This window comes from Variovorax sp. TLI9-5A (genome assembly GCF_056867935.1).
Genome location: NZ_CP200310.1, coordinates 4026265 through 4045272 on the forward strand (window position 1 = coordinate 4026265; position 19008 = coordinate 4045272).

A 19008-nucleotide genomic window follows, 5' to 3' on the forward strand; every position below is an offset into this window, starting at 1 on the left:
TGCGCGTCCGGACCGGACCAGCGCTTCAGCGTCAGGCGACTTCAACCACCGATTGTGCGCTGTGTGCGCCCCGGGCACGCGCACGCTGCACGCCCGAGACGATCGCCTTCAGCGAGGCCGTGACCACGTTCGCGTCCATGCCCACGCCGAAAAGCGTCTGGCTCTCGTCCACGCGCAGCTCCAGGTAGGCCACGGCCTTCGCATCGGCGCCTGCGCCAATGGCGTGCTGGTGGTAATCCATCACTCGAACGGTGTGGCCGGTGGCCTTGCTCAGCGCCTGGGTAAAGGCGTCGATGGGTCCATTGCCGCGACCCTCGATGGCGCGAACTTCACCGTCCCAGACCAGGTCGCCGCGCAGAACCACGGAAGCGTCGGCGCCCTCGCCCTCTTCCTCGATCACGCGCTGCTGGAGGGCTTGCGCCGTTTCGATGCCGTATTCGCGCACGAACAGCTGCCAGAGGTCGGCGGCCGTGAGCTCCTTGCCGGCCACGTCCATCACGCGCTGCACCGACTGCATGAACTCCATCTGCAGGCGGCGCGGCATCTCGATGCCGTATTCGCTCTCGAGCAGGTAGGCCATGCCGCCCTTGCCCGACTGGCTGTTCACGCGGATCACGGCTTCATAGCTGCGGCCCACGTCCTTCGGGTCGATGGGGAGGTACGGAATCTCCCAGATGTCGCCGTCCTTGCGCGCGGCGAAAGCCTTCTTGATCGCGTCCTGGTGCGAGCCCGAGAACGAGGTGTAGACCAGGTCGCCCACGTACGGATGGCGCGGGTGCACCGGGATCTGGTTGCAATGCTCGACCGTGGCGCGGATCTCGTCGATGTTCGAGAAATCGAGCTCTGGCGAGACGCCCTGGGTGTAGAGGTTGAGCGCGACGTTCACGAGGTCGAGGTTGCCGGTACGCTCGCCGTTGCCGAAGAGGCAGCCTTCGATGCGCTCGGCACCGGCCATCAGGGCCAGCTCTCCCGCCGCCGTACCGGTGCCGCGGTCATTGTGCGGATGCACGCACAGCACGATGGAGTCGCGGCGAGCGAGGTTGCGGTGCATCCACTCGATCATGTCGGCGAAGATGTTCGGCGTGGAGTGTTCGACCGTGGTGGGCAGGTTGACGATGCACTTGCGCTCGGGCGTCGGCGCCCAGACTTCGGTCACCGCATCGACCACGCGCTTCGAGAAGTGGACGTCGGTGCCCGAGAACATTTCGGGCGAGTACTGGAAGGTCCACTGCGTGTTCGGCTGCTTGGCGGCCAACGCGTTGAACATGCGGGCGTGGCTGCTGGCGAGCTCGACGATCTGGTCCTCGTCCATGCCGAGCACCACGCGGCGCATCACGGGGGCGACAGCGTTGTAGAGGTGCACGATGGCGCGCGGGGCGCCCTGCAGCGATTCGAAGGTGCGGGCGATGAGATGGTCGCGCGCCTGCGTCAGCACCTGGATCGTCACGTCGTCGGGAATACGGTCTTCCTCGATGAGCTTGCGCACGAAATCGAATTCGATCTGCGAGGCCGAGGGAAAGCCGACTTCGATTTCCTTGAAGCCGATGGCCACGAGAGTTTCGAACATGCGCATCTTGCGCGCGATGTCCATGGGCTCGACCAGGGCCTGGTTGCCATCGCGCAGATCGGTCGACAGCCAGATCGGCGCCTTGGTCAGCACGGCATCGGGCCAGGTACGGTCCTTGAGGCCGATCGGGGCGAATGCGCGATATTTGCTTTGAGGTTGCTTGAGCATGTCGATTTCTCTTAGATGGTTGGTAATCGACCAGCAACCCCAAAAAACAAACGGCCCGTTGCTGGTGCGAACGGGCCGTGGTGAGGGATTTGCGCGTGCGCTACCGTCTCCGCCCGTGAGGGAGGGCTAGTAGGGCCAGCAGCGAAATCTTGGTCATGAGGCTGACGAATGTAGCACAAGCCACGCTCAGTTATGCAAGCCCCGCTCGTCGGGCTCTTCCGTCGAAGTGCTGATCACACTGGCCGGCTGGCCCTTGGCCTTGCGCCACGCATAGACCACGTAGCCGCTCAGGCCATAGACGACGAAGAGCCCGAACAGCACGGTCGGCGGATGGATGTTGATGACGGCGATGCCCAGCGCGATCAGCACGATCACCGCGAAAGGCACGCTCTTCTTCATCTGGATGTCCTTGAAGCTGTAGAACGGCGCGTTGGTGACCATCGTGAGGCCCGCATACAGAGTGAAGGCGAAGGTGACCCAGGTGATCTGCGTCCACGAGAGATAGAGCACCTCGCCGCCGCGCTTGCCCCACTCGTTGACGAGCCAGATGAAGCCCGCCACGAGCGCCGCGGCCGCGGGCGACGGCAGGCCCTGGAACCAGCGCTTGTCGACCACGCCGGTGTTGACGTTGAAGCGCGCGAGCCGCAGCGCCGCGCAGGCGCAGTACACGAAGGCCGCGATCCAGCCCCAGCGGCCCAACCCCTTGAGCGACCATTCGTAGGCGATGAGCGCCGGCGCCGCGCCGAACGACACCATGTCGGACAGCGAATCCATCTGCTCGCCGAACGCGCTCTGCGTGTTGGTCATGCGCGCGACGCGGCCGTCGAGGCTGTCGAGGATCATCGCGGCGAACACGCCGAGCGCCGCAAGGTCGAAGCGCGCGTTCATGGCCATCACGACCGAATAGAAGCCGCCGAACAGCGCCGCCAGCGTGAACAGGTTCGGCAGGATGTAGATGCCCTTGCGGCGCTTGCGCGGCTGCACATCGTCGGGGAGCGTGTCGTCATGCATTGAATTTGCCTCCGTCCCTCATGGGCACTGCGCTGGCAGCTATCCATTCGATAGCATCTTGATCTTTGAGTCGCATGGTTCGCAGTGTAGTTCAGGGGCCGTGGAGCCCCTCGTCAAACAAAAGGGCCACCGCAACGGGTGGCCCTCGGGAAACGGGCGCCGAAGCGCCCTCCTGGCTCGCAGATCAGTTGCGGGTCTGGTCGACCAGCTTGTTCTTCTTGATCCAGGGCATCATCGCACGCAGCTTTTCGCCGACGACTTCGATCTGGTGCTCTGCATTCAGGCGACGGCGGCTGATCAGCGTGGGAGCGCCAGCGGCGTTTTCCAGCACGAAGCTCTTGGCGTATTCGCCGGTCTGGATGTCCTTCAGGACCTGCTTCATGACCTTCTTGGTCTCTTCCGTCACGACGCGCGGGCCGGTGACGTACTCGCCGTACTCGGCATTGTTCGAGATCGAGTAGTTCATGTTGGCGATGCCGCCTTCATAGATCAGGTCGACGATCAGCTTCAGCTCGTGCAGGCATTCGAAGTACGCCATTTCGGGCGCGTAGCCGGCTTCCACCAGCGTTTCGAAGCCGGCCTTGATCAGCTCGACCGTGCCGCCGCACAGAACCGCTTGTTCGCCGAACAGGTCGGTCTCGGTTTCTTCGCGGAAGTTGGTCTCGATGATGCCGGCCTTGCCGCCGCCGTTGGCGGTGGCGTAGCTCAGCGCGAGGTCACGCGCCTTGCCGGTCTTGTCCTGGTGCACGGCCACGAGGTGGGGCACGCCGCCACCCTGGGTGTACGTGCTGCGCACGGTGTGGCCCGGGGCCTTGGGAGCGACCATCCACACGTCGAGGTCGGCGCGCGGCTGCACGAAGCCGTAGTGCACGTTGAAGCCGTGCGCGAACACCAGCGAAGCGCCTTCCTTGATGTTGGGGGCGACGTCGTTCTTGTAGACGTTGGCGATCTGCTCGTCGGGCAGCAGGATCATCACGACGTCGGCGGCCTTCACGGCGTCGGCGACTTCGGCGACCTTCAGGCCGGCCTTCTCGACCTTGGGCCACGAAGCGCCGCCCTTGCGCAGGCCGACCACGACCTTGACGCCGCTGTCGTTCAGGTTCTGCGCGTGCGCATGGCCTTGCGAGCCGTAACCGATGATTGCAACCGTCTTGCCCTTGATGAGGCTCAGGTCAGCGTCCTTGTCGTAATAAACCTTCATGTGTATCTCTCCTAAAAAATCTCGAGCATCCGCGCGAGGATGCACTTCACTCAAAGGCCGGAGGAATTCCGGTCCTTCATTTGCTGGTTGATGGACACGAGGCTGTCGTGGATGCGAAACAGCACGATGAGCAGCTCGCTGTAGATGCGAACGCCGATGGCGCCGAAGATCAGGACCGTGAAGGCCGGCAGGTACTGCCGCTGGTACAGCGCGGCCACCGCCAGCACGAGCACGCCCAGCAGGCCGAGAAAGTAGAGCACCCGGACGATCGCCGGGGTCACCATCCTGTCGAAACCGAGCAGACCTCGCATCACTCTTGCCTCATGTGTGGATGAACGTATGAACTGAGGGCGCCTTCACCCTCCTACACGCGCAGGATGCGCTCGCCGCGCCCGATGCCGCTGGCACCGGTGCGGACAGTCTCGAGGATAGCGCTACGCTCGATCGCTTCCAGGAAAGCGTCGTTCTTGCCATGGTCGCCGGTGAGTTCGATGGTGTAGCTCTTGTCGGTCACGTCGATGATGCGGCCGCGGAAGATTTCCGCCATGCGCATCATCTCCTCGCGCTCCTTGCCAACCGCGCGCACCTTCACCATCATGAGCTCGCGCTCGGTGTAGGCGCCTTCGGTCAGGTCGACGACCTTCACCACTTCGATCAGCCGGTTCAGGTGCTTGGTGATCTGCTCGATCACGTCGTCCGAACCGGTGGTGACGATGGTCATGCGCGAGAGGCTCGCGTCCTCCGTGGGCGCCACCGTGAGCGATTCGATGTTGTAGCCGCGGGCCGAGAACAGGCCCACCACGCGGGAAAGAGCACCCGGCTCGTTTTCCAGCAGCACTGCGATGATGTGTTTCATGTTTGCGTGACTCCTCTTTTCGCCGCCCTCCCCCGTGCACGGTAATGCGCGGGCTTGGCGGGCAATAGATTCGTCAGTAGTAAAGAGTTGAGCGAATGTCCGTTCCGTCGATCGGTCAGAGATCTTCGGAACCCAGCAGCATCTCGGTGATGCCCATGCCGGCCTTCACCATCGGGAACACGTTTTCGGTCGGGTCGGTGCGGAAGTCCATGAACACCGTGCGATCCTTGAGCTTGCGCGCCTCGCGAAGCGCCGGCTCCACGTCTTGTGGACGCTCGATCAGCATGCCGACGTGGCCATAGGCCTCGGCGAGCTTCACGAAGTTGGGCAGCGCATCCATATAGCTGTGGCTGTAGCGGCCGGAGTATTCGATCTCCTGCCACTGGCGCACCATGCCCAGGTAGCGGTTGTTGAGCGAGCAGATCTTGATCGGCGTGTTGTACTGCAGGCAGGTTGAGAGTTCCTGGATGCACATCTGCACCGAGCCTTCGCCGGTGATGGTGAACACTTCCGAATCCGGCTTCGCGAGCTTGATGCCCATGGCGTAGGGAATGCCCACGCCCATGGTGCCCAGGCCGCCAGAATTGATCCAGCGGCGCGGCTCGTCGAAGCGGTAGTACTGGGCCGCCCACATCTGGTGCTGGCCGACGTCCGACGTGATGTACGTGTCGGCGTCCTTGGTCATGTTCCAGAGGGTCTCGACCACGTACTGCGGCTTGATCACGTCCTTGTTGCCGCGGTCGTACTTCAGGCAGTCGCGCGAGCGCCAGGCCTCGATGGTCTTCCACCAGTCGGCCAGAGCACCTGCGTCCGGCTTGGCGGTGCTCTCGCGGATCATCGAGATCAGTTCGGTGAGCACGTCCTTCACGTCGCCGACGATCGGGATGTCGACCTTCACGCGCTTGGAGATGCTCGACGGGTCGATGTCGACGTGGATGATCTTGCGTTCGTTCTGCGCGAAGTGCTTGGGGTTGCCGATCACGCGGTCGTCGAAGCGCGCGCCCACGGCCAGCAGCACGTCGCAGTTCTGCATCGCGTTGTTGGCCTCGATGGTGCCGTGCATGCCCAGCATGCCCAGGAACTTGCGATCGCTCGCCGGATAGGCACCCAGGCCCATCAGCGTGTTGGTGACCGGGTAGCCCAGCATGTCGACCAGCGTGCGCAGTTCGTTGCAGGCGTTGCCCAGCAGCACGCCGCCACCGGTGTAGATGTAGGGGCGCTTGGCGGCCAGCAGGAGCTGCAGCGCCTTGCGGATCTGCCCGCCGTGGCCCTTGCGCACCGGGTTGTACGAGCGCATCTCGACCTTGTCGGGATAGCCTGCGTACGGGACCTTCTTGAACGAGACGTCCTTGGGCACGTCCACCACCACCGGGCCCGGACGGCCACTGCGAGCGATGTGGAAGGCCTTCTTCATCGTCATGGCCAGATCCTTGGGATCCTTGACGAGGAAGTTGTGCTTGACGATGGGGCGGGTGATGCCGACCGTGTCGCATTCCTGGAAGGCGTCGAGGCCGATGGCCGCCGTCGGCACCTGGCCGGAGATGATCACCATCGGGATCGAGTCCATGTACGCCGTCGCGATGCCAGTGACCGCATTGGTCAGGCCGGGACCGGAGGTGACCAGCGCCACGCCGACTTCGCCGGTTGCGCGCGCATAGCCGTCGGCAGCATGAACGGCGGCCTGCTCATGGCGCACCAGCACATGCTGGATGGTGTCCTGCTTGTAGAACGCGTCGTAGATGTAGAGAACCGCGCCGCCCGGATAGCCCCAGACGTACTGGACGCCTTCGGCCTGCAGTGCCTTGACCAGCACTTCGGCGCCCATGAGTTCTTGAGTCGAGTTGCCGGCGCCAGCGGACGCAGCGGCTGCGGAGACGATTTCCGCCTTGGAGATTTCCATGATCAACCTTTGTTTATTTCGGGAACGAAATACCTTGGGTGCCCCTTGCCAACCCTTGTGAGGTCGCGCCAGGACTTGAGGCCAAAGCCATGAGCGGACTGATGTTCCGCCGGACCGTGACCCGTTTGCCTTTTGACTTGCGACCTGGATTATGACATTTCCGGGCGTTCATATTCGCTTCAGCTGCCTTGTAAAGCTACAAAGGCATAATCCGCGGCGATAAACGTAGCGATCGCTAGACCCCATTCCCACGCGGCGCGCCCTGCGCGCCCCCTCTCGCTTGGCCACTGAACAAGAACTCTCCGACTTCCTGAAAAGCGTCGAACGACGCGCTTTCAAGCGCTCGGTCTATCACGTGCGGGATGAAGAAGCGGCCCTCGATATCGTGCAAGACAGCATGATGAAGCTGGCCCAGCACTACGGCGACAAGCCCGCGGCCGAGCTGCCGATGCTGTTCCAGCGCATCCTGTCGAACTGCACGCTCGACTGGTTTCGCCGCCAGAAAACCAGGCGCGCCCTGTTCTCCAATCTCAGCGATTTCGAGTCGGTCGACGAAGACGGAGATTTCGACCTCCTGGAGAACTTCGTCTCGCCCGCCGACTCTAGGGAGTCGGAGAGCGCCGAAGACACGACCCGCCGCGCCCAGATCTTCCGGGAAATCGAGGAGCAGATCGCAGCATTGCCGGGCCGTCAACGCGAGGCTTTCCTGATGCGTTACTGGGAGGAAATGGACGTCGCAGAGACGGCCGCCGCGATGGGCTGCTCCGAGGGCAGCGTCAAAACCCATTGCTCGCGAGCCGTCCACGCTCTGAGCAAGGCGCTCAAGGCCAAGGGAATATCGCTATGAACACTAAGGTTCCAACCTCGATCAACACCGTCGCCGAAGACCAGTTCGGCCAGCGTCTGGCTGCCCGCCTTTCGGCCGGCAATCGCGAGCTGCCGCACGACATCAGCGAACGGCTGCGCGTGGCGCGCGCGCAAGCCGTGGCGGCGCGCAAACAGGCGCCGCAGTTGAGGACCGCGCCTGTGGTGGTGCAGTCGGGCCATACGCTCACCATGGGCGGTGGCTGGTGGACCCGTATTGGCTCGGTAGTGCCATTGATCGCCCTCGTCGCAGGTCTGATCACCATCAGCGTGATGCAGGACGATGACCGCGCCAGCGAACTGGCCGAAGTGGATTCCGCGCTGCTGACGGGCGATCTCCCGCCCGCCGCCTATACCGACCCCGGTTTTGCTCAATTCCTCAAGGCCGAAAACGCCTCCGACTGAATTTCATCGATCGAATGCGACGCCGTTCCACTTCCAGCGCGAACAGCCCCCGCCCGTTGCGCCCGCTTCCGGCGGGCGCAGTCGTTTGGGCAGGTGCGTTCGCTGTCGCGGCCTTCAGCCTGACGCTTGCCTGCGCCCAGCCTCACTCCGAGGCAGCCTCGAAGGCGACCGGAAGCTCCGCCTCGGCCAGCAGCTCGGCGGCGGCCACCAGCCCCAAGGCGGTGTCCACGACCAAGCCGCTCTGGAGCGAACTCACGGCCGAGCAGCAGCAGGCCCTGAAGCCGCTGAATCCCCACTGGAACACGCTGAACGTCGGACAGAAAAGGAAGTGGCTGGCGCTCTCCCGCAATTTCGAGAGCATGTCGGCGGACGACCAGTCCACCCTGCACAGCCGCATGATCGAATGGGCAGCCCTGAGCAACCAGCAGCGCGCCCAGGCTCGCCTGAACTTCGCGGAAGTCAAGCGCATTCCGGCCGATGAGCGCAAGGTCAAGTGGGAGCAGTATCAGGCGCTGAGCGAGGAAGAAAAGCGCAAGCTCGCCGAACGCGCTCCGGCGAAACCACGCGGCGCCGCAATTCCCGCGCGACCGATCTCGTCCCAGAAGCTCGTGCCGGTGCCTGCAATCACTCCCGGCGGGCAACACACCCCCCGCATCCTGCTGGCTCCGCCTCCCACACCTGCCACCACGCCAGCCACGACCGTACTTGTGGCGTCGCCGCCGGAACGTGCTCCTGCAGCGGCAACGACAACGCCGGCGGTTTCCATAGTGCCGATCGCACCCGCCCCATCCAGCGCCGCGGTTCCGCCGGTTCCCGCCGAAGCCCAGGTGCCGGCGCCGTCGTCGGCAGCCGAGCAGCCGTCCTCCTCTGCTCCCTGACCGCAAGGCTTCGATGGTTTCCAGCTCTCCCGAAGCCTCGGGCTCCGACCAGCCCGCCTTGCCCACTTCTGCTGCAACCAGTGCTCCTGTTTCGATAGTGCCCGGCCTCTGGCGCCGCATGGCCTGCTGGCTCTACGAGGGCATGCTGCTGTTCGCGGTGGTGTTCGTCTCGGGCTGGCTCTTCAGTACGCTGGGCCAGATGCGCGACGCCATGGATTCGCGGCGCCATCTGTTCCAGGCTTTTCTTTTCGTGGTTTTCGGCGTGTACTTCGTCTGGTTCTGGGCCAAGGGCCAGACCCTCGCCATGAAAACCTGGAACATCCGCATCGTCGACGTGCACGGCCAGCCCATCAGCCAGCGCCGGGCGCTCGCGCGCTATCTGCTGAGCTGGGTCTGGTTCCTGCCGCCGCTGGCCGCCATTGCGCCCTTCAAGCTGTCGGGCGGCGAATCGACCGTGCTGATCTTCGGCTGGGTGGCCGTCTGGGCCCTGCTGGCACGCTTTCACCCCGACCGCCAGTTCTGGCACGACGCCTGGGCCGGTACACGGCTCATCACCTCCAAACCGATGAGCCGCCGATGAGTGCCGTGCCAAAGCTTCCCGATCCCGCCGTCAACCCACAGAAGGCCCGCAAGGGCTTCGAGCGCGTCTGGCACGCCACGCTGATTTCGCTGCACGGCCTGCGTGCCGGCTGGAGCGAGCCCGCGTTCCGGCAGGAAGCCATCCTGTCGATCGCGATGATTCCGGCCTCCTTCTGGCTGGGGCGCAGCTGGGTCGAAGTGGCACTGCTCGCGGGCAGCGCCATCCTCGTGATGATCGTGGAGCTGCTCAACACCGCCGTGGAAGCCGCCATCGACCGCATCGGACCCGAATGGCACGACCTCTCCAAGCGCGCCAAGGACATGGGCAGCGCCGCCGTGCTGCTGTCGCTCACGCTGTGCGGTGGCATCTGGGTGGCTGCGCTATGGCAGCGCTTCATGTCATGAGAAGGCCCACCGCCTGCGGCATGATGGCGGGATGACTCCTGAATTTTCGATCTGTGTGTACTGCGGCTCGCGTCCCGGCGAGCGCCCTGAATTCACTCAAGCCGCGCAGGCGGTCGGCCAATGGATCGGCCAGCGTCGCGGCCAATTGGTCTACGGCGGCGGCCGCACCGGGCTGATGGGCACGGTGGCCGAGGCCACCCGCCAGGCCGGCGGCCGCGTCGTCGGCATCATTCCCAAGGCGCTGGTCGACAAGGAACTGGCCAACCCCCTGTGCGACGAGCTGCATGTGGTCGACACCATGCACGAGCGCAAGGCCATGATGGGCGAGCGCGCCGACGCCTTCATCGCCCTTGCAGGCGGCATCGGCACCTTCGAGGAACTGTTCGAGATCTGGACCTGGCGCCAGCTCGGCTACCACGACAAGCCCACCGGCATCCTCAACACCGCCGGCTACTACGACGGCCTGCTGAGCTTCCTGGCGCACAGCGTGCGCGAGGGCTTCATGGGCGAGTGGCAGATGGGCCTGATCCGCACCGGCACCGACGTGCCCGAACTGCTCACCGCGCTGCGCGCCGAGGTGCCGCTGCACCCGCGCGAGGACAGGCTCTCGGAAAACCTCTGATACGCCCCAATGAAAGCCCCGCAAGCGGGGCTTTCCTGCGCTTAGACAGCGTTTTCGTTCTCTTCGCCGGTACGGATGCGCACGATGCGCTCCACGCCGGTTACGAAGATCTTCCCGTCGCCGATCTTCCCGGTGCGCGCGGAATTGACGATGGCCTCGATGCAGCGCTCCACGTCAGCCTCGTTGACGACCACTTCGACCTTCATCTTGGGCAGGAAGTCGACCACGTACTCGGCACCACGGTAGAGCTCGGTATGCCCCTTCTGGCGGCCGAAGCCCTTGACTTCGGTCACGGTCAGGCCGGTGACGCCCACTTCGGCCAAGGCCTCGCGCACGTCCTCGAGCTTGAAGGGTTTGACGATGGCGGTGATCTGCTTCATGGTTTTTGTGCTCCGGCGGTTTCGTTGAATTTGCTGGTGATAGGGTAACGCCAATCCTTGCCGAAGCTTCGATGGGTGACCCGGATGCCTACGGGCGCCTGGCGCCGCTTGTATTCGTTGATCTTGATCAGCCGCGCGACCCGCTCGACCACCGCGCGCTCGTAGCCGGCCGAAATGATCTCGTCGATGCCCTCGTCGTCCTGCATGTAGCGTGCCAGGATTCCATCGAGGATGTCGTAGGGCGGGAGGCTGTCCTGATCGGTCTGGTCGGGCCGAAGCTCGGCGCTCGGGGGCCGCGTGATGATCCGCTCGGGAATCGGCTCGCTGCCCGTGCCGTACGGATCGTGGGCGTTGCGCCAGCGCGCCAGCGCGAACACCGTGGTCTTGAGCAGGTCCTTGATGACCGCGAAGCCGCCCGCCATGTCGCCGTACAGCGTGCAGTAGCCGGTGGCCATCTCGCTCTTGTTGCCGGTGGTGAGCACGATGGAGCCGAACTTGTTCGACAGCCCCATCAGCAGCGTGCCGCGGATGCGGGCCTGGATGTTCTCCTCGGCCGTGTCCTCGGGCCGGCCCTTGAACTCCTCGGCCAGCGCACCCTTGAAAGACTCGAAGGTATGCCTGATGGAAATCTCGTCGTAGCGCACGCCCAGCCGGGCAGCCATGTCGCGCGCGTCGATCCAGCTGATGTCGGCGGTGTAAGGCGAAGGCATCATCACCGCGCGGACCTTGTCCTTGCCAAGCGCATCGACCGCGATGGCGAGCACCAAGGCGGAATCGATGCCGCCCGAAAGCCCCAGGATGGCGCCCGGAAAGCCGTTCTTGCCGATGTAGTCGCGCACGCCGAGCACCAGCGCGTCCCAGAGCTGGGCTTCGGCGTCGCGCGGCGGCGCCACGGCAGCCGGATCGGCCACGAAGCTCACGCCGCCCTGCGACTTGCGCTCAAGCTGCGCGAAAACCAGCTTCTCGCGGAAGCTCTCGGCCTGCATCGCGGTGGATCCGTCGGCCTGCAGCGCGAAGGAGGCACCGTCGAACACCACCTCGTCCTGCCCGCCGACCAGATGCGCATAGACCAGCGGCAGCCCCACCGCGCGCGCCCGGTCGGCCATGCGCGCGACGCGCTCGCCTTCCTTGCCCACGTGATAGGGCGAGGCATTGATCACCGCCACCACCTCCGCACCACTTTCGCGCGCAAGTTCGGCCGGCTGGTCGAACCAGGCGTCCTCGCAGATCAGCAGGCCGACCGAGACGCCCTCCACGTCGAACACGCAGGTGCCCTGCCCCGGCGTGAAGTAGCGGCGCTCGTCGAACACCTGGTAGTTGGGCAGCTCGCGCTTGGCGTAGGTTTCGAGAATGCGGCCTTCCTTGATGACGCTGGCCGCGTTGTGGCGCATCTGCACCGCCACCGAACGGCTGCGCAGGCTGCCGCCGGTCGGATGCCCCACCACCACGACCATGTCTTTGAGGTCGGCCAGAGCGGCGGCAATGCCTTTCACGGCATCATCACAGGCTTCGGTGAAGGCGGGGCGCAGGAACAGGTCCTCGGCCGCGTAGCCGGCAATCGAGAGTTCGGGCGTCAGCAAGAGGCGCGCACCCTGGGCATGGGCATCGCGTGCGGCATCGACGATCTTTTTCGCGTTGCCGGCGAGGTCGCCCACCACAAAATTGAGTTGCGCGATGGCGAGCTTGAGCGTCATACAGAAGGAAGAAAAAGGCTTGAACGATTATGTCATTCGGGTTCTGCCGTCTCCGTCGGACGTGAGCCCGGAAGCATGGAATGCGCTGCTGGCCGCCGAGGCCGAGCCATCGCCCTTCATGCGCCACGAATACCTCTCGGCCCTGAGCGACAGCCGCAGCGCCACGCCCGAGAGCGGCTGGATGCCGCAGTTCGTCACGCTGTGGCAAGGCGAGCAGTTGCAGGCAGCGTGCCCGCTCTACGTCAAGGACCATTCCTACGGCGAATACGTCTTCGACTGGGCCTGGGCCAACGCCTATGAGCAGCATGGGCTCGCGTACTACCCGAAGGCGGTGGTGGCGGTGCCCTTCACGCCAGTGCCCGGCGCACGGCTGCTGGCGCGCGACGCGGAAAGCCGCACTCTGCTGGTGCAGGGCCTCGTCGCGCTGTGCAAGCAGCTGGAGCTGTCGTCGCTGCACCTTCTTTTCGGGGCGGATGCGGACATCGCCGCATGCACCGAGTCCGGTCTCATGCTGCGCAATACCGTCCAGTTCCATTGGACCAACGCCCAGTACGCCGACTTCGACGCCTTCCTCGCCAGCCTCTCCCACGACAAGCGCAAGAAGATCCGCCAGGAGCGCCGCAAGGTCACCGATGCCGGCGTGAGCTTCCGCTGGTCGCGCGGCGCGGACATCAGCAAGGCCGACTGGGACTTCTTCTACCGCTGCTACGAGCGCACCTACCGCGAGCACGGCAACCCGCCCTACCTCACGCGCGACTTCTTCCGGCGCATGGCCGACACGATGCCCGAGGCCTGGCTGCTCTTCATCGCCGAGCGCGGCGGCAAGCCCATGGCGAGCAGCCTGATCGCGCTCTCGACGGAGCCCGACAGGCCACTGGTGGCCTACGGCCGCTACTGGGGCGCTATGGAGCGCGTCGACTGCCTGCACTTCGAGGCCTGCTACTACCAGCCGCTGGCCTGGTGCATCGAGCATGGCGCGCAGCGCTTCGAGGGCGGCGCACAGGGCGAGCACAAGATGGCACGCGCGCTGATGCCGGTGAAGACCACCAGCGCCCACTGGCTGGCGCATCCGTCCTTCGCCGACGCGGTGGAGCGCTTTCTCGAACGCGAGGGCGCGGGCATCGAGAACTACATGGACCACCTGGGCGAGCGCAGCCCCTTCAAGTCAGTCTGAGTGCCATTCGGGACTGCTATAAAAGCGCCCGACATCCACAACAACTCAGAGAGAAATCGATGCCATTCCTGGGACTGGGCCTGCACGTCCTCATTGCGCTGTTCTTCGCCGTGCATGCGATGCGCCACGGCAAGCAGATGTACTGGCTGCTCATCCTCTTCAGCTTTCCGCTGCTCGGCAGCATCGTGTACTTCGTGGTCGAGTACCTGCCCGCCTCGCGCATGCAGCGCACCGCCGGCAAGGTGGCGAACGCGGCCATCGGCTTCATCGACCCCGAGCGCGAGTACCGCGCCGCTTCCGAAGCCTACGACCTCGCTCCCACCGCCCAGAACAAGCTGCGCCTCGCCAAGGCCGCGCTCGACAAGGGCCAGGCCGCCGATGCCGTCGGCCACTACCGCGATGCACTGAAGGGCCCGCTGGCCTCCGACCCCGAGCTGCAGTTCGGCCTGGCCAGCGCCCTGCTCGCCGCAGGCGGAGCCACGGCCGGGAGCGACGCCCTGCAGGCGCTGCAGACGCTGCGCTCCACGCGCGATGACTATCGCAAGGACGAAGTGGCAGTGCTCACCGCACGCGCCCTCGCCGCCAACGGCCAGCAGGCCGAAGCACGCGCAGCCTTCGAAGACGCGCTCAGCCGCTACAACACCGTCGAGGCCCGCGCCCGCTACATCGCATGGCTCGCCCAGCAAGGCGATGCCGCCGGCGCGCAGCGCCAGTGGGACGAGCTCCAGCAGGCCGCGCGCCACTGGAACTCGCACGCACGCTCGGTCAATCGCGAATGGATGCGGCTGGCCGGCGACGCGGTTCGCGGCTGACACGCTTGCCTCTCTGCCCAAGGGCATATCGCCCTTGTCCTTTTGGCACATCGACGGCGCTCCGCGTCTCTCCTAGCATCGGCTTCGAGGAGAGAACCCAGCATGCAGACATTCACACGCCAGGCCGTCGCGGCACTGTGCTTCATGGCGGCCGGCCCGTGGGCCATGGCCGCCAGCTTCGACTGCGCCAAGGCCGGCAATGCCACCGAGAAGGCCATCTGCGCCGACCCCGGCCTGTCGCGGCAGGACGAAGCAATGGCGGCTCTCTACAAGCGGCAGGTCGAGATGCCCGGCACCGGCCAGTGGCCCACCCTCCTGAAACGCGACCAGCGCGACTGGATCGCGGTTCGCAACCGCGAATGCAAGGGCAACGCCGAGTGCCTGAAGCAGGATTACGAACGGCGCATCAGCTACCTGAGCCACCCTCTGCTGCAATGGATGGGCCGTTACGTGGAGGGCCGGTGCCCGAAGGACGGCCGCTTCCTCGATGTGACGCCCGGTTCGAGCGGCATGCTTGATATCGAGCTCTACATCTGCCCCGATCCACGCGGCAACATGCTGCTGCAGGGCAAGAACGTGCTCGACGGGCAGCGGCGCCTCGTGGTACGGGAGGCCGGGGGCTGCACCCGCACGCTCCAGTTCGACACCGACCGCGTCACCGTCTCCGACGGGCCGGGCTGCGCGCCGTCGCTCGCCGGCAGCTTCGCGCGCGACCCGCGGCGCTCGCCCTTCCTGAACGAATAGGCGAGCTTCTTACTTCCGGATTCCTACTTCTTGTAGTTGGCGACGCCGTCCAGGATTTCCTTCTTCGCCGAATCGATGCCTTCCCAGCCCAGCACCTTGACCCACTTGCCGGCTTCCAGGTCCTTGTAGTGCTCGAAGAAGTGGCTGATGGCCTTCAGGCGCATCGGGTTCACGTCGTCCACCGACTTCCAGTGGCTGTAGATGGGCAGCACCTTGTCGGTGGGCACGGCGAGCACCTTGCCGTCGACGCCGGCTTCGTCTTCCATCATCAGGATGCCCAGGGGGCGGCACGGCACCACCACGCCCGGCAGCAGGGGGTACGGCGCGATCACCAGCACGTCGACCGGGTCGCCGTCGCCCGACAGGGTCTGCGGCACGTAGCCGTAGTTGGCGGGGTAGTACATGGCCGTCGTCATGAAGCGGTCGACGAAGATCGCGCCCGATTCCTTGTCCACCTCGTACTTGATCGGGTCGGCGTTCATCGGGATTTCGATCACGACGTTGAAGGCATCGGGCAGGTTCTTGCCGGGGGAAACTTTGTCGAAGGACATGACGTTTTTCGAGTAGTTGAAAAGTATGAGAGGGACGGGGACAAACCCTGAGTTTACTTTCCGTGTCACCGGCCGGTCGCACATGCATCTGTTTTTGCCTGTAAATTGCAACCGTTGGCCAATCGGCTCCTCACCCCCGGTGCAGCGAGCTTCGAGGAAGCAACGCGGCGGAAAACATGGTCCCGTACGCGTTGCACGCAAAGGGCCCGTGCTGTCCGTCTCCACTAGTCACAACGAACGAATGGAGAAGCAAAGCATGATCGGCAACACCCCCCTGATACTGGCCATCGTCTGCGGTCTCGTGGCCGTGGCCTACGGTTTCTGGGCCCGAAGTTGGATTCTCGCGAAGGACGCGGGCAACGCCCGCATGCAGGAGATCGCGGCGGCCATCCAGGCCGGCGCATCGGCCTACCTTGCCAAGCAGTACAGCACCATCGCCATCGTGGGCGTGGTGCTCGCCATCCTGATCGCCGTGTTCCTCGACCTCACCACCGCGGTCGGCTTCATCGTGGGCGCGGTGCTCTCCGGCGCCTGCGGCTTCATCGGCATGAACGTCTCGGTGCGCGCCAACGTGCGCACCGCGCAGGCGGCCACGCATGGCATCGGCCCGGCGCTGGACGTCGCGTTCCGCGGCGGCGCCATCACCGGCATGCTGGTGGTGGGCCTGGGCCTGCTGGGCGTGTCGGCCTTCTACTGGGTCTTGATCGGCAGCAGCACGCCGGCAGCGGGCCACAGCCTCGCTGCCACCCTCAATCCGCTGATCGGCTTCGCCTTCGGCTCCTCGCTGATCTCGATCTTCGCGCGGCTGGGCGGCGGCATCTTCACCAAGGGCGCCGACGTCGGCGCCGACCTGGTGGGCAAGGTGGAAGCCGGCATCCCGGAGGACGATCCGCGCAACCCCGCCGTGATCGCCGACAACGTGGGCGACAACGTCGGCGACTGCGCCGGCATGGCGGCCGACCTGTTCGAAACCTACGCCGTGACGCTCATCGCCACCATGGTGCTGGGCGCGCTGATGGTCGCGGCGGCGCCCACCAACGCGGTGCTGTATCCGCTCGCGCTGGGCGGCGTGTCGATCATCGCGTCGATCATCGGCTGCTTCTTCGTGAAGGCCTCGCCGGGCATGGTCAACGTGATGCCGGCGCTCTACAAGGGGCTGGCGGTGTCGGGCATCCTGTCGCTGATCGCCTTCTGGTTCGTCACCAACTGGCTGATTCCCGACAACGCCATCGCCGCCAGCGGCAGCCAGTTGAAGCTCTTCGGCGCCTGCTTCGTCGGCCTCGCGCTGACGGCCGCACTGGTGTGGATCACCGAGTACTACACCGGCACGCAGTACAAGCCCGTGCAGCACATCGCGCAGGCCTCGACCACCGGCCACGGCACCAACATCATCGCGGGCCTGGGCGTGTCGATGCGCTCCACCGCCTGGCCGGTGATCTTCGTCTGTATCGCGATCCTGGCCGCCTACTCGCTGGCTGGCCTGTATGGCATCGCCGTGGCCGCCACGTCGATGCTGAGCATGGCCGGCATCGTGGTGGCGCTGGACGCCTACGGCCCCATCACCGACAACGCCGGCGGCATCGCCGAGATGAGCGAGCTGCCCGACAGCGTGCGCGCCGTGACCGACCCGCTCGACGCGGTGGGCAACACCACCAAGGCGGTGACCAAGGGCTACGCCATCGGCTCGGCGGGCCTTGCGTCGCTGGTGCTCTTCGCCGACTACACGCACAAGCTGGAGAGCTTCGGGCTGAACATCAGCTTCAACCTGAGCGACCCGATGGTGATCGTCGGCCTCTTCATCGGGGGGCTGATTCCCTACCTGTTCGGCGCGATGGCCATGGAGGCCGTGGGCCGCGCGGCCGGCGCGGTGGTGGAGGAAGTGCGGCGCCAGTTCCGCGACATCCCCGGCATCATGGAAGGCACCGGCAAGCCCGAGTACGGCAAGGCCGTTGGCATGCTGACCGGCGCGGCCATCAAGGAAATGATGATCCCCTCGCTGCTGCCGGTGCTGGTGCCGATCGTCGTCGGCCTGGTGCTGGGGCCCAAGGCGCTGGGCGGGCTGCTGATGGGCACCATCGTCACCGGCCTGTTCGTCGCCATCAGCATGTGCACGGGCGGCGGCGCCTGGGACAACGCCAAGAAGTACATCGAGGACGGCCACTTCGGCGGCAAGGGCAGCGAGACGCACAAGGCCGCCGTCACCGGCGACACCGTGGGCGACCCCTACAAGGACACGGCCGGCCCGGCGGTGAACCCGCTGATCAAGATCATCAACATCGTGGCGCTGCTCATCGTGCCGCTGGTGGTGAAGTTCCATGCGGGCGATGCGGCTGCCGCAGCTCCGGCGAAGGTCGAGACACCGCCCGCCGCGGTGGCGCCGGCGGCCACGGCTCCAACGACGCCTGCCGCGGTGGTTGCATCGGGCGCGGTATCGGCCGCCGAGGCCGCCGCGGTGAAGGTGGAGAACGGCGTCGTGAAGTTCTACTTCGCGAGCGCCAGCTCCGAAGTGGCGCCGAACGCCAAGGAGGCCCTGGCCGACGTCATCAAGGCCGTGCAGAGCGGCAGCACCGTGCTCGTAAGCGGCTACCACGACGCCAGCGGCGATCCGGCGAGAAACGCCGAACTCGCCAAGCAGCGCGCGATGGCCGTGAGCGATGCGCTCAAGGCAGCCGGCGCTCCCGCCGACAAGATCGAGCTGGCCAAGCCCGAGCAGTCGCAGGCCGACGGCCCTGCTGCGGAGGCACGCCGCGTCGAAGTCAAAGTAAAGTCCTGAGAATGCCCACACCCGAACGACTCGAATCATTCATCGCCGCCGTCGAAGGCGGCGCGCATGCCAAGGCCATCGAGGACTACTACACCGAAGATGCCACCATGCGCGAGAACCAGGCCGAGCCCCGGCGCGGCCGCAGCACGCTGGTGGCGCAGGAAACCGCCGTGCTCGACCGCACCGAAACGGTGGTCTCCACCTGCGTGCGGCCGGTGCTGGTGAACGGCGACCACGTGGCGATCCACTGGATCTTCGAGTTCACGTTCAAGGGCGGCGGCAGGATGCGCATGGAAGAAATCGCCTGGCAGCGCTGGGAAGGCGACCGCATCGCCGAAGAGCAGTTCTTCTACGACCCCGCGCAGCGAAAGCCGGGCTGACCAGCGCTTTCTTCGCGCGACCCACCGCCATGGCGCTGCTGGCAGCCTCCTAG

At 65.4% G+C, this 19008-nt stretch carries 20 protein-coding genes; 11 read left to right on the plus strand and 9 right to left on the minus strand.

Annotated features, from left to right (window positions below; translation table 11 throughout):
* Window positions 1–31: 31 nt before the first annotated feature.
* The 6 genes from leuA to AC1VNX_RS19025 all read right to left on the minus strand — a co-directional run bounded on the left by leuA (window position 32) and on the right by AC1VNX_RS19025 (window position 6703).
* Window positions 32–1735 (minus strand): 2-isopropylmalate synthase, encoded by a 1704-nt coding sequence (leuA, locus tag AC1VNX_RS19000; protein WP_483158366.1) that lies wholly within the window; start codon window positions 1733–1735, stop codon window positions 32–34.
* A gap of 186 nt (window positions 1736–1921) precedes the next feature.
* Window positions 1922–2746: a CDP-diacylglycerol--serine O-phosphatidyltransferase gene (gene pssA / locus AC1VNX_RS19005; protein WP_301505738.1), complete on the minus strand. Its 825-nt coding sequence runs from the start codon at window positions 2744–2746 to the stop codon at window positions 1922–1924.
* Window positions 2747–2930: 184 nt separating this feature from the next.
* The gene (ilvC, locus tag AC1VNX_RS19010; RefSeq protein WP_081266312.1) at window positions 2931–3947 is read right to left on the minus strand and encodes a ketol-acid reductoisomerase; all 1017 of its coding nucleotides are present in this window, start codon (window positions 3945–3947) and stop codon (window positions 2931–2933) included.
* 50 nt (window positions 3948–3997) lie between these two features.
* Entirely contained in the window at window positions 3998–4258 is a 261-nt protein-coding gene (locus AC1VNX_RS19015) for a DUF4282 domain-containing protein (protein WP_301505739.1), read from the minus strand.
* A gap of 53 nt (window positions 4259–4311) precedes the next feature.
* Window positions 4312–4803 (minus strand): acetolactate synthase small subunit, encoded by a 492-nt coding sequence (gene ilvN, locus AC1VNX_RS19020; RefSeq protein WP_007834236.1) that lies wholly within the window; start codon window positions 4801–4803, stop codon window positions 4312–4314.
* 115 nt (window positions 4804–4918) lie between these two features.
* Window positions 4919–6703, minus strand: coding sequence for an acetolactate synthase 3 catalytic subunit (locus AC1VNX_RS19025; RefSeq protein WP_483158370.1), 1785 nt, complete (start codon window positions 6701–6703; stop codon window positions 4919–4921).
* A gap of 280 nt (window positions 6704–6983) precedes the next feature.
* Between AC1VNX_RS19025 and AC1VNX_RS19030 the strand changes: the two genes are divergently transcribed.
* The 6 genes from AC1VNX_RS19030 (at window position 6984) to AC1VNX_RS19055 (ending at window position 10456) form a co-directional block, all read left to right on the plus strand.
* Window positions 6984–7550, plus strand: coding sequence for an RNA polymerase sigma factor (locus AC1VNX_RS19030; protein WP_483158372.1), 567 nt, complete (start codon window positions 6984–6986; stop codon window positions 7548–7550).
* On the plus strand, window positions 7547–7972 hold the full coding sequence (locus AC1VNX_RS19035) for a DUF3619 family protein (protein WP_483158374.1): 426 nt from the start codon (window positions 7547–7549) through the stop codon (window positions 7970–7972). The genes AC1VNX_RS19030 and AC1VNX_RS19035 overlap by 4 nt, the downstream gene beginning before the upstream one ends.
* 221 nt (window positions 7973–8193) lie before the next feature.
* Window positions 8194–8850, plus strand: coding sequence for a DUF3106 domain-containing protein (locus AC1VNX_RS19040; RefSeq protein WP_483158376.1), 657 nt, complete (start codon window positions 8194–8196; stop codon window positions 8848–8850).
* 13 nt (window positions 8851–8863) lie between these two features.
* Entirely contained in the window at window positions 8864–9430 is a 567-nt protein-coding gene (locus AC1VNX_RS19045) for an RDD family protein (protein ID WP_483158378.1), read from the plus strand.
* Window positions 9427–9834, plus strand: coding sequence for a diacylglycerol kinase (locus AC1VNX_RS19050; protein ID WP_483158379.1), 408 nt, complete (start codon window positions 9427–9429; stop codon window positions 9832–9834). The genes AC1VNX_RS19045 and AC1VNX_RS19050 overlap by 4 nt, the downstream gene beginning before the upstream one ends.
* A 31-nt stretch (window positions 9835–9865) precedes the next feature.
* Window positions 9866–10456, plus strand: coding sequence for an LOG family protein (locus tag AC1VNX_RS19055; protein ID WP_483158381.1), 591 nt, complete (start codon window positions 9866–9868; stop codon window positions 10454–10456).
* A 41-nt stretch (window positions 10457–10497) separates the two neighbouring features.
* Here the strand turns inward: AC1VNX_RS19055 and AC1VNX_RS19060 are convergent, their stop codons facing one another.
* Together AC1VNX_RS19060 and AC1VNX_RS19065 are read right to left on the minus strand one after the other, a co-directional pair.
* On the minus strand, window positions 10498–10836 hold the full coding sequence (locus AC1VNX_RS19060; protein WP_056518066.1) for a P-II family nitrogen regulator: 339 nt from the start codon (window positions 10834–10836) through the stop codon (window positions 10498–10500).
* On the minus strand, window positions 10833–12530 hold the full coding sequence (locus AC1VNX_RS19065; RefSeq protein WP_483158383.1) for an NAD+ synthase: 1698 nt from the start codon (window positions 12528–12530) through the stop codon (window positions 10833–10835). Before AC1VNX_RS19065 ends, AC1VNX_RS19060 begins: the two co-directional genes overlap by 4 nt.
* 19 nt (window positions 12531–12549) lie before the next feature.
* Between AC1VNX_RS19065 and AC1VNX_RS19070 the strand changes: the two genes are divergently transcribed.
* The 3 genes from AC1VNX_RS19070 to AC1VNX_RS19080 all read left to right on the plus strand — a co-directional run bounded on the left by AC1VNX_RS19070 (window position 12550) and on the right by AC1VNX_RS19080 (window position 15260).
* A complete protein-coding gene (locus AC1VNX_RS19070; protein WP_483158385.1) occupies window positions 12550–13704 on the plus strand; it encodes a GNAT family N-acetyltransferase in 1155 nt (384 codons plus the stop codon).
* A 59-nt stretch (window positions 13705–13763) separates the two neighbouring features.
* A complete protein-coding gene (locus AC1VNX_RS19075; RefSeq protein WP_483158387.1) occupies window positions 13764–14516 on the plus strand; it encodes a hypothetical protein in 753 nt (250 codons plus the stop codon).
* Window positions 14517–14618: 102 nt separating this feature from the next.
* On the plus strand, window positions 14619–15260 hold the full coding sequence (locus AC1VNX_RS19080; protein WP_483158389.1) for a lysozyme inhibitor LprI family protein: 642 nt from the start codon (window positions 14619–14621) through the stop codon (window positions 15258–15260).
* Between the two features lie 23 nt (window positions 15261–15283).
* Here the strand turns inward: AC1VNX_RS19080 and ppa are convergent, their stop codons facing one another.
* A complete protein-coding gene (gene ppa, locus AC1VNX_RS19085; protein WP_093195507.1) occupies window positions 15284–15811 on the minus strand; it encodes an inorganic diphosphatase in 528 nt (175 codons plus the stop codon).
* A gap of 256 nt (window positions 15812–16067) precedes the next feature.
* Between ppa and AC1VNX_RS19090 the strand changes: the two genes are divergently transcribed.
* Window positions 16068–18584 (plus strand): sodium-translocating pyrophosphatase, encoded by a 2517-nt coding sequence (locus AC1VNX_RS19090; RefSeq protein WP_483158392.1) that lies wholly within the window; start codon window positions 16068–16070, stop codon window positions 18582–18584.
* 2 nt (window positions 18585–18586) lie between these two features.
* On the plus strand, window positions 18587–18955 hold the full coding sequence (locus tag AC1VNX_RS19095; protein WP_301505752.1) for a nuclear transport factor 2 family protein: 369 nt from the start codon (window positions 18587–18589) through the stop codon (window positions 18953–18955).
* Window positions 18956–19008: the final 53 nt, after the last annotated feature.

Excerpts from the sequence above, each read along its gene's own strand:
- leuA (WP_483158366.1), bottom strand. The coding sequence starts at position 1,735 with ATGCTCAAGCAACCTCAAAGCAAATATCGCGCATTCGCCCCGATCGGC.
- pssA (WP_301505738.1), bottom strand. The coding sequence starts at position 2,746 with ATGCATGACGACACGCTCCCCGACGATGTGCAGCCGCGCAAGCGCCGC.
- ilvC (WP_081266312.1), bottom strand. The coding sequence starts at position 3,947 with ATGAAGGTTTATTACGACAAGGACGCTGACCTGAGCCTCATCAAGGGC.
- AC1VNX_RS19015 (WP_301505739.1), bottom strand. The coding sequence starts at position 4,258 with ATGCGAGGTCTGCTCGGTTTCGACAGGATGGTGACCCCGGCGATCGTC.
- ilvN (WP_007834236.1), bottom strand. The coding sequence starts at position 4,803 with ATGAAACACATCATCGCAGTGCTGCTGGAAAACGAGCCGGGTGCTCTT.
- AC1VNX_RS19025 (WP_483158370.1), bottom strand. The coding sequence starts at position 6,703 with ATGGAAATCTCCAAGGCGGAAATCGTCTCCGCAGCCGCTGCGTCCGCT.
- AC1VNX_RS19035 (WP_483158374.1), top strand. The coding sequence starts at position 7,547 with ATGAACACTAAGGTTCCAACCTCGATCAACACCGTCGCCGAAGACCAG.
- AC1VNX_RS19045 (WP_483158378.1), top strand. The coding sequence starts at position 8,864 with ATGGTTTCCAGCTCTCCCGAAGCCTCGGGCTCCGACCAGCCCGCCTTG.
- AC1VNX_RS19050 (WP_483158379.1), top strand. The coding sequence starts at position 9,427 with ATGAGTGCCGTGCCAAAGCTTCCCGATCCCGCCGTCAACCCACAGAAG.
- AC1VNX_RS19055 (WP_483158381.1), top strand. The coding sequence starts at position 9,866 with ATGACTCCTGAATTTTCGATCTGTGTGTACTGCGGCTCGCGTCCCGGC.
- AC1VNX_RS19060 (WP_056518066.1), bottom strand. The coding sequence starts at position 10,836 with ATGAAGCAGATCACCGCCATCGTCAAACCCTTCAAGCTCGAGGACGTG.
- AC1VNX_RS19065 (WP_483158383.1), bottom strand. The coding sequence starts at position 12,530 with ATGACGCTCAAGCTCGCCATCGCGCAACTCAATTTTGTGGTGGGCGAC.
- AC1VNX_RS19075 (WP_483158387.1), top strand. The coding sequence starts at position 13,764 with ATGCCATTCCTGGGACTGGGCCTGCACGTCCTCATTGCGCTGTTCTTC.
- AC1VNX_RS19080 (WP_483158389.1), top strand. The coding sequence starts at position 14,619 with ATGCAGACATTCACACGCCAGGCCGTCGCGGCACTGTGCTTCATGGCG.
- ppa (WP_093195507.1), bottom strand. The coding sequence starts at position 15,811 with ATGTCCTTCGACAAAGTTTCCCCCGGCAAGAACCTGCCCGATGCCTTC.
- AC1VNX_RS19090 (WP_483158392.1), top strand. The coding sequence starts at position 16,068 with ATGATCGGCAACACCCCCCTGATACTGGCCATCGTCTGCGGTCTCGTG.
- AC1VNX_RS19095 (WP_301505752.1), top strand. The coding sequence starts at position 18,587 with ATGCCCACACCCGAACGACTCGAATCATTCATCGCCGCCGTCGAAGGC.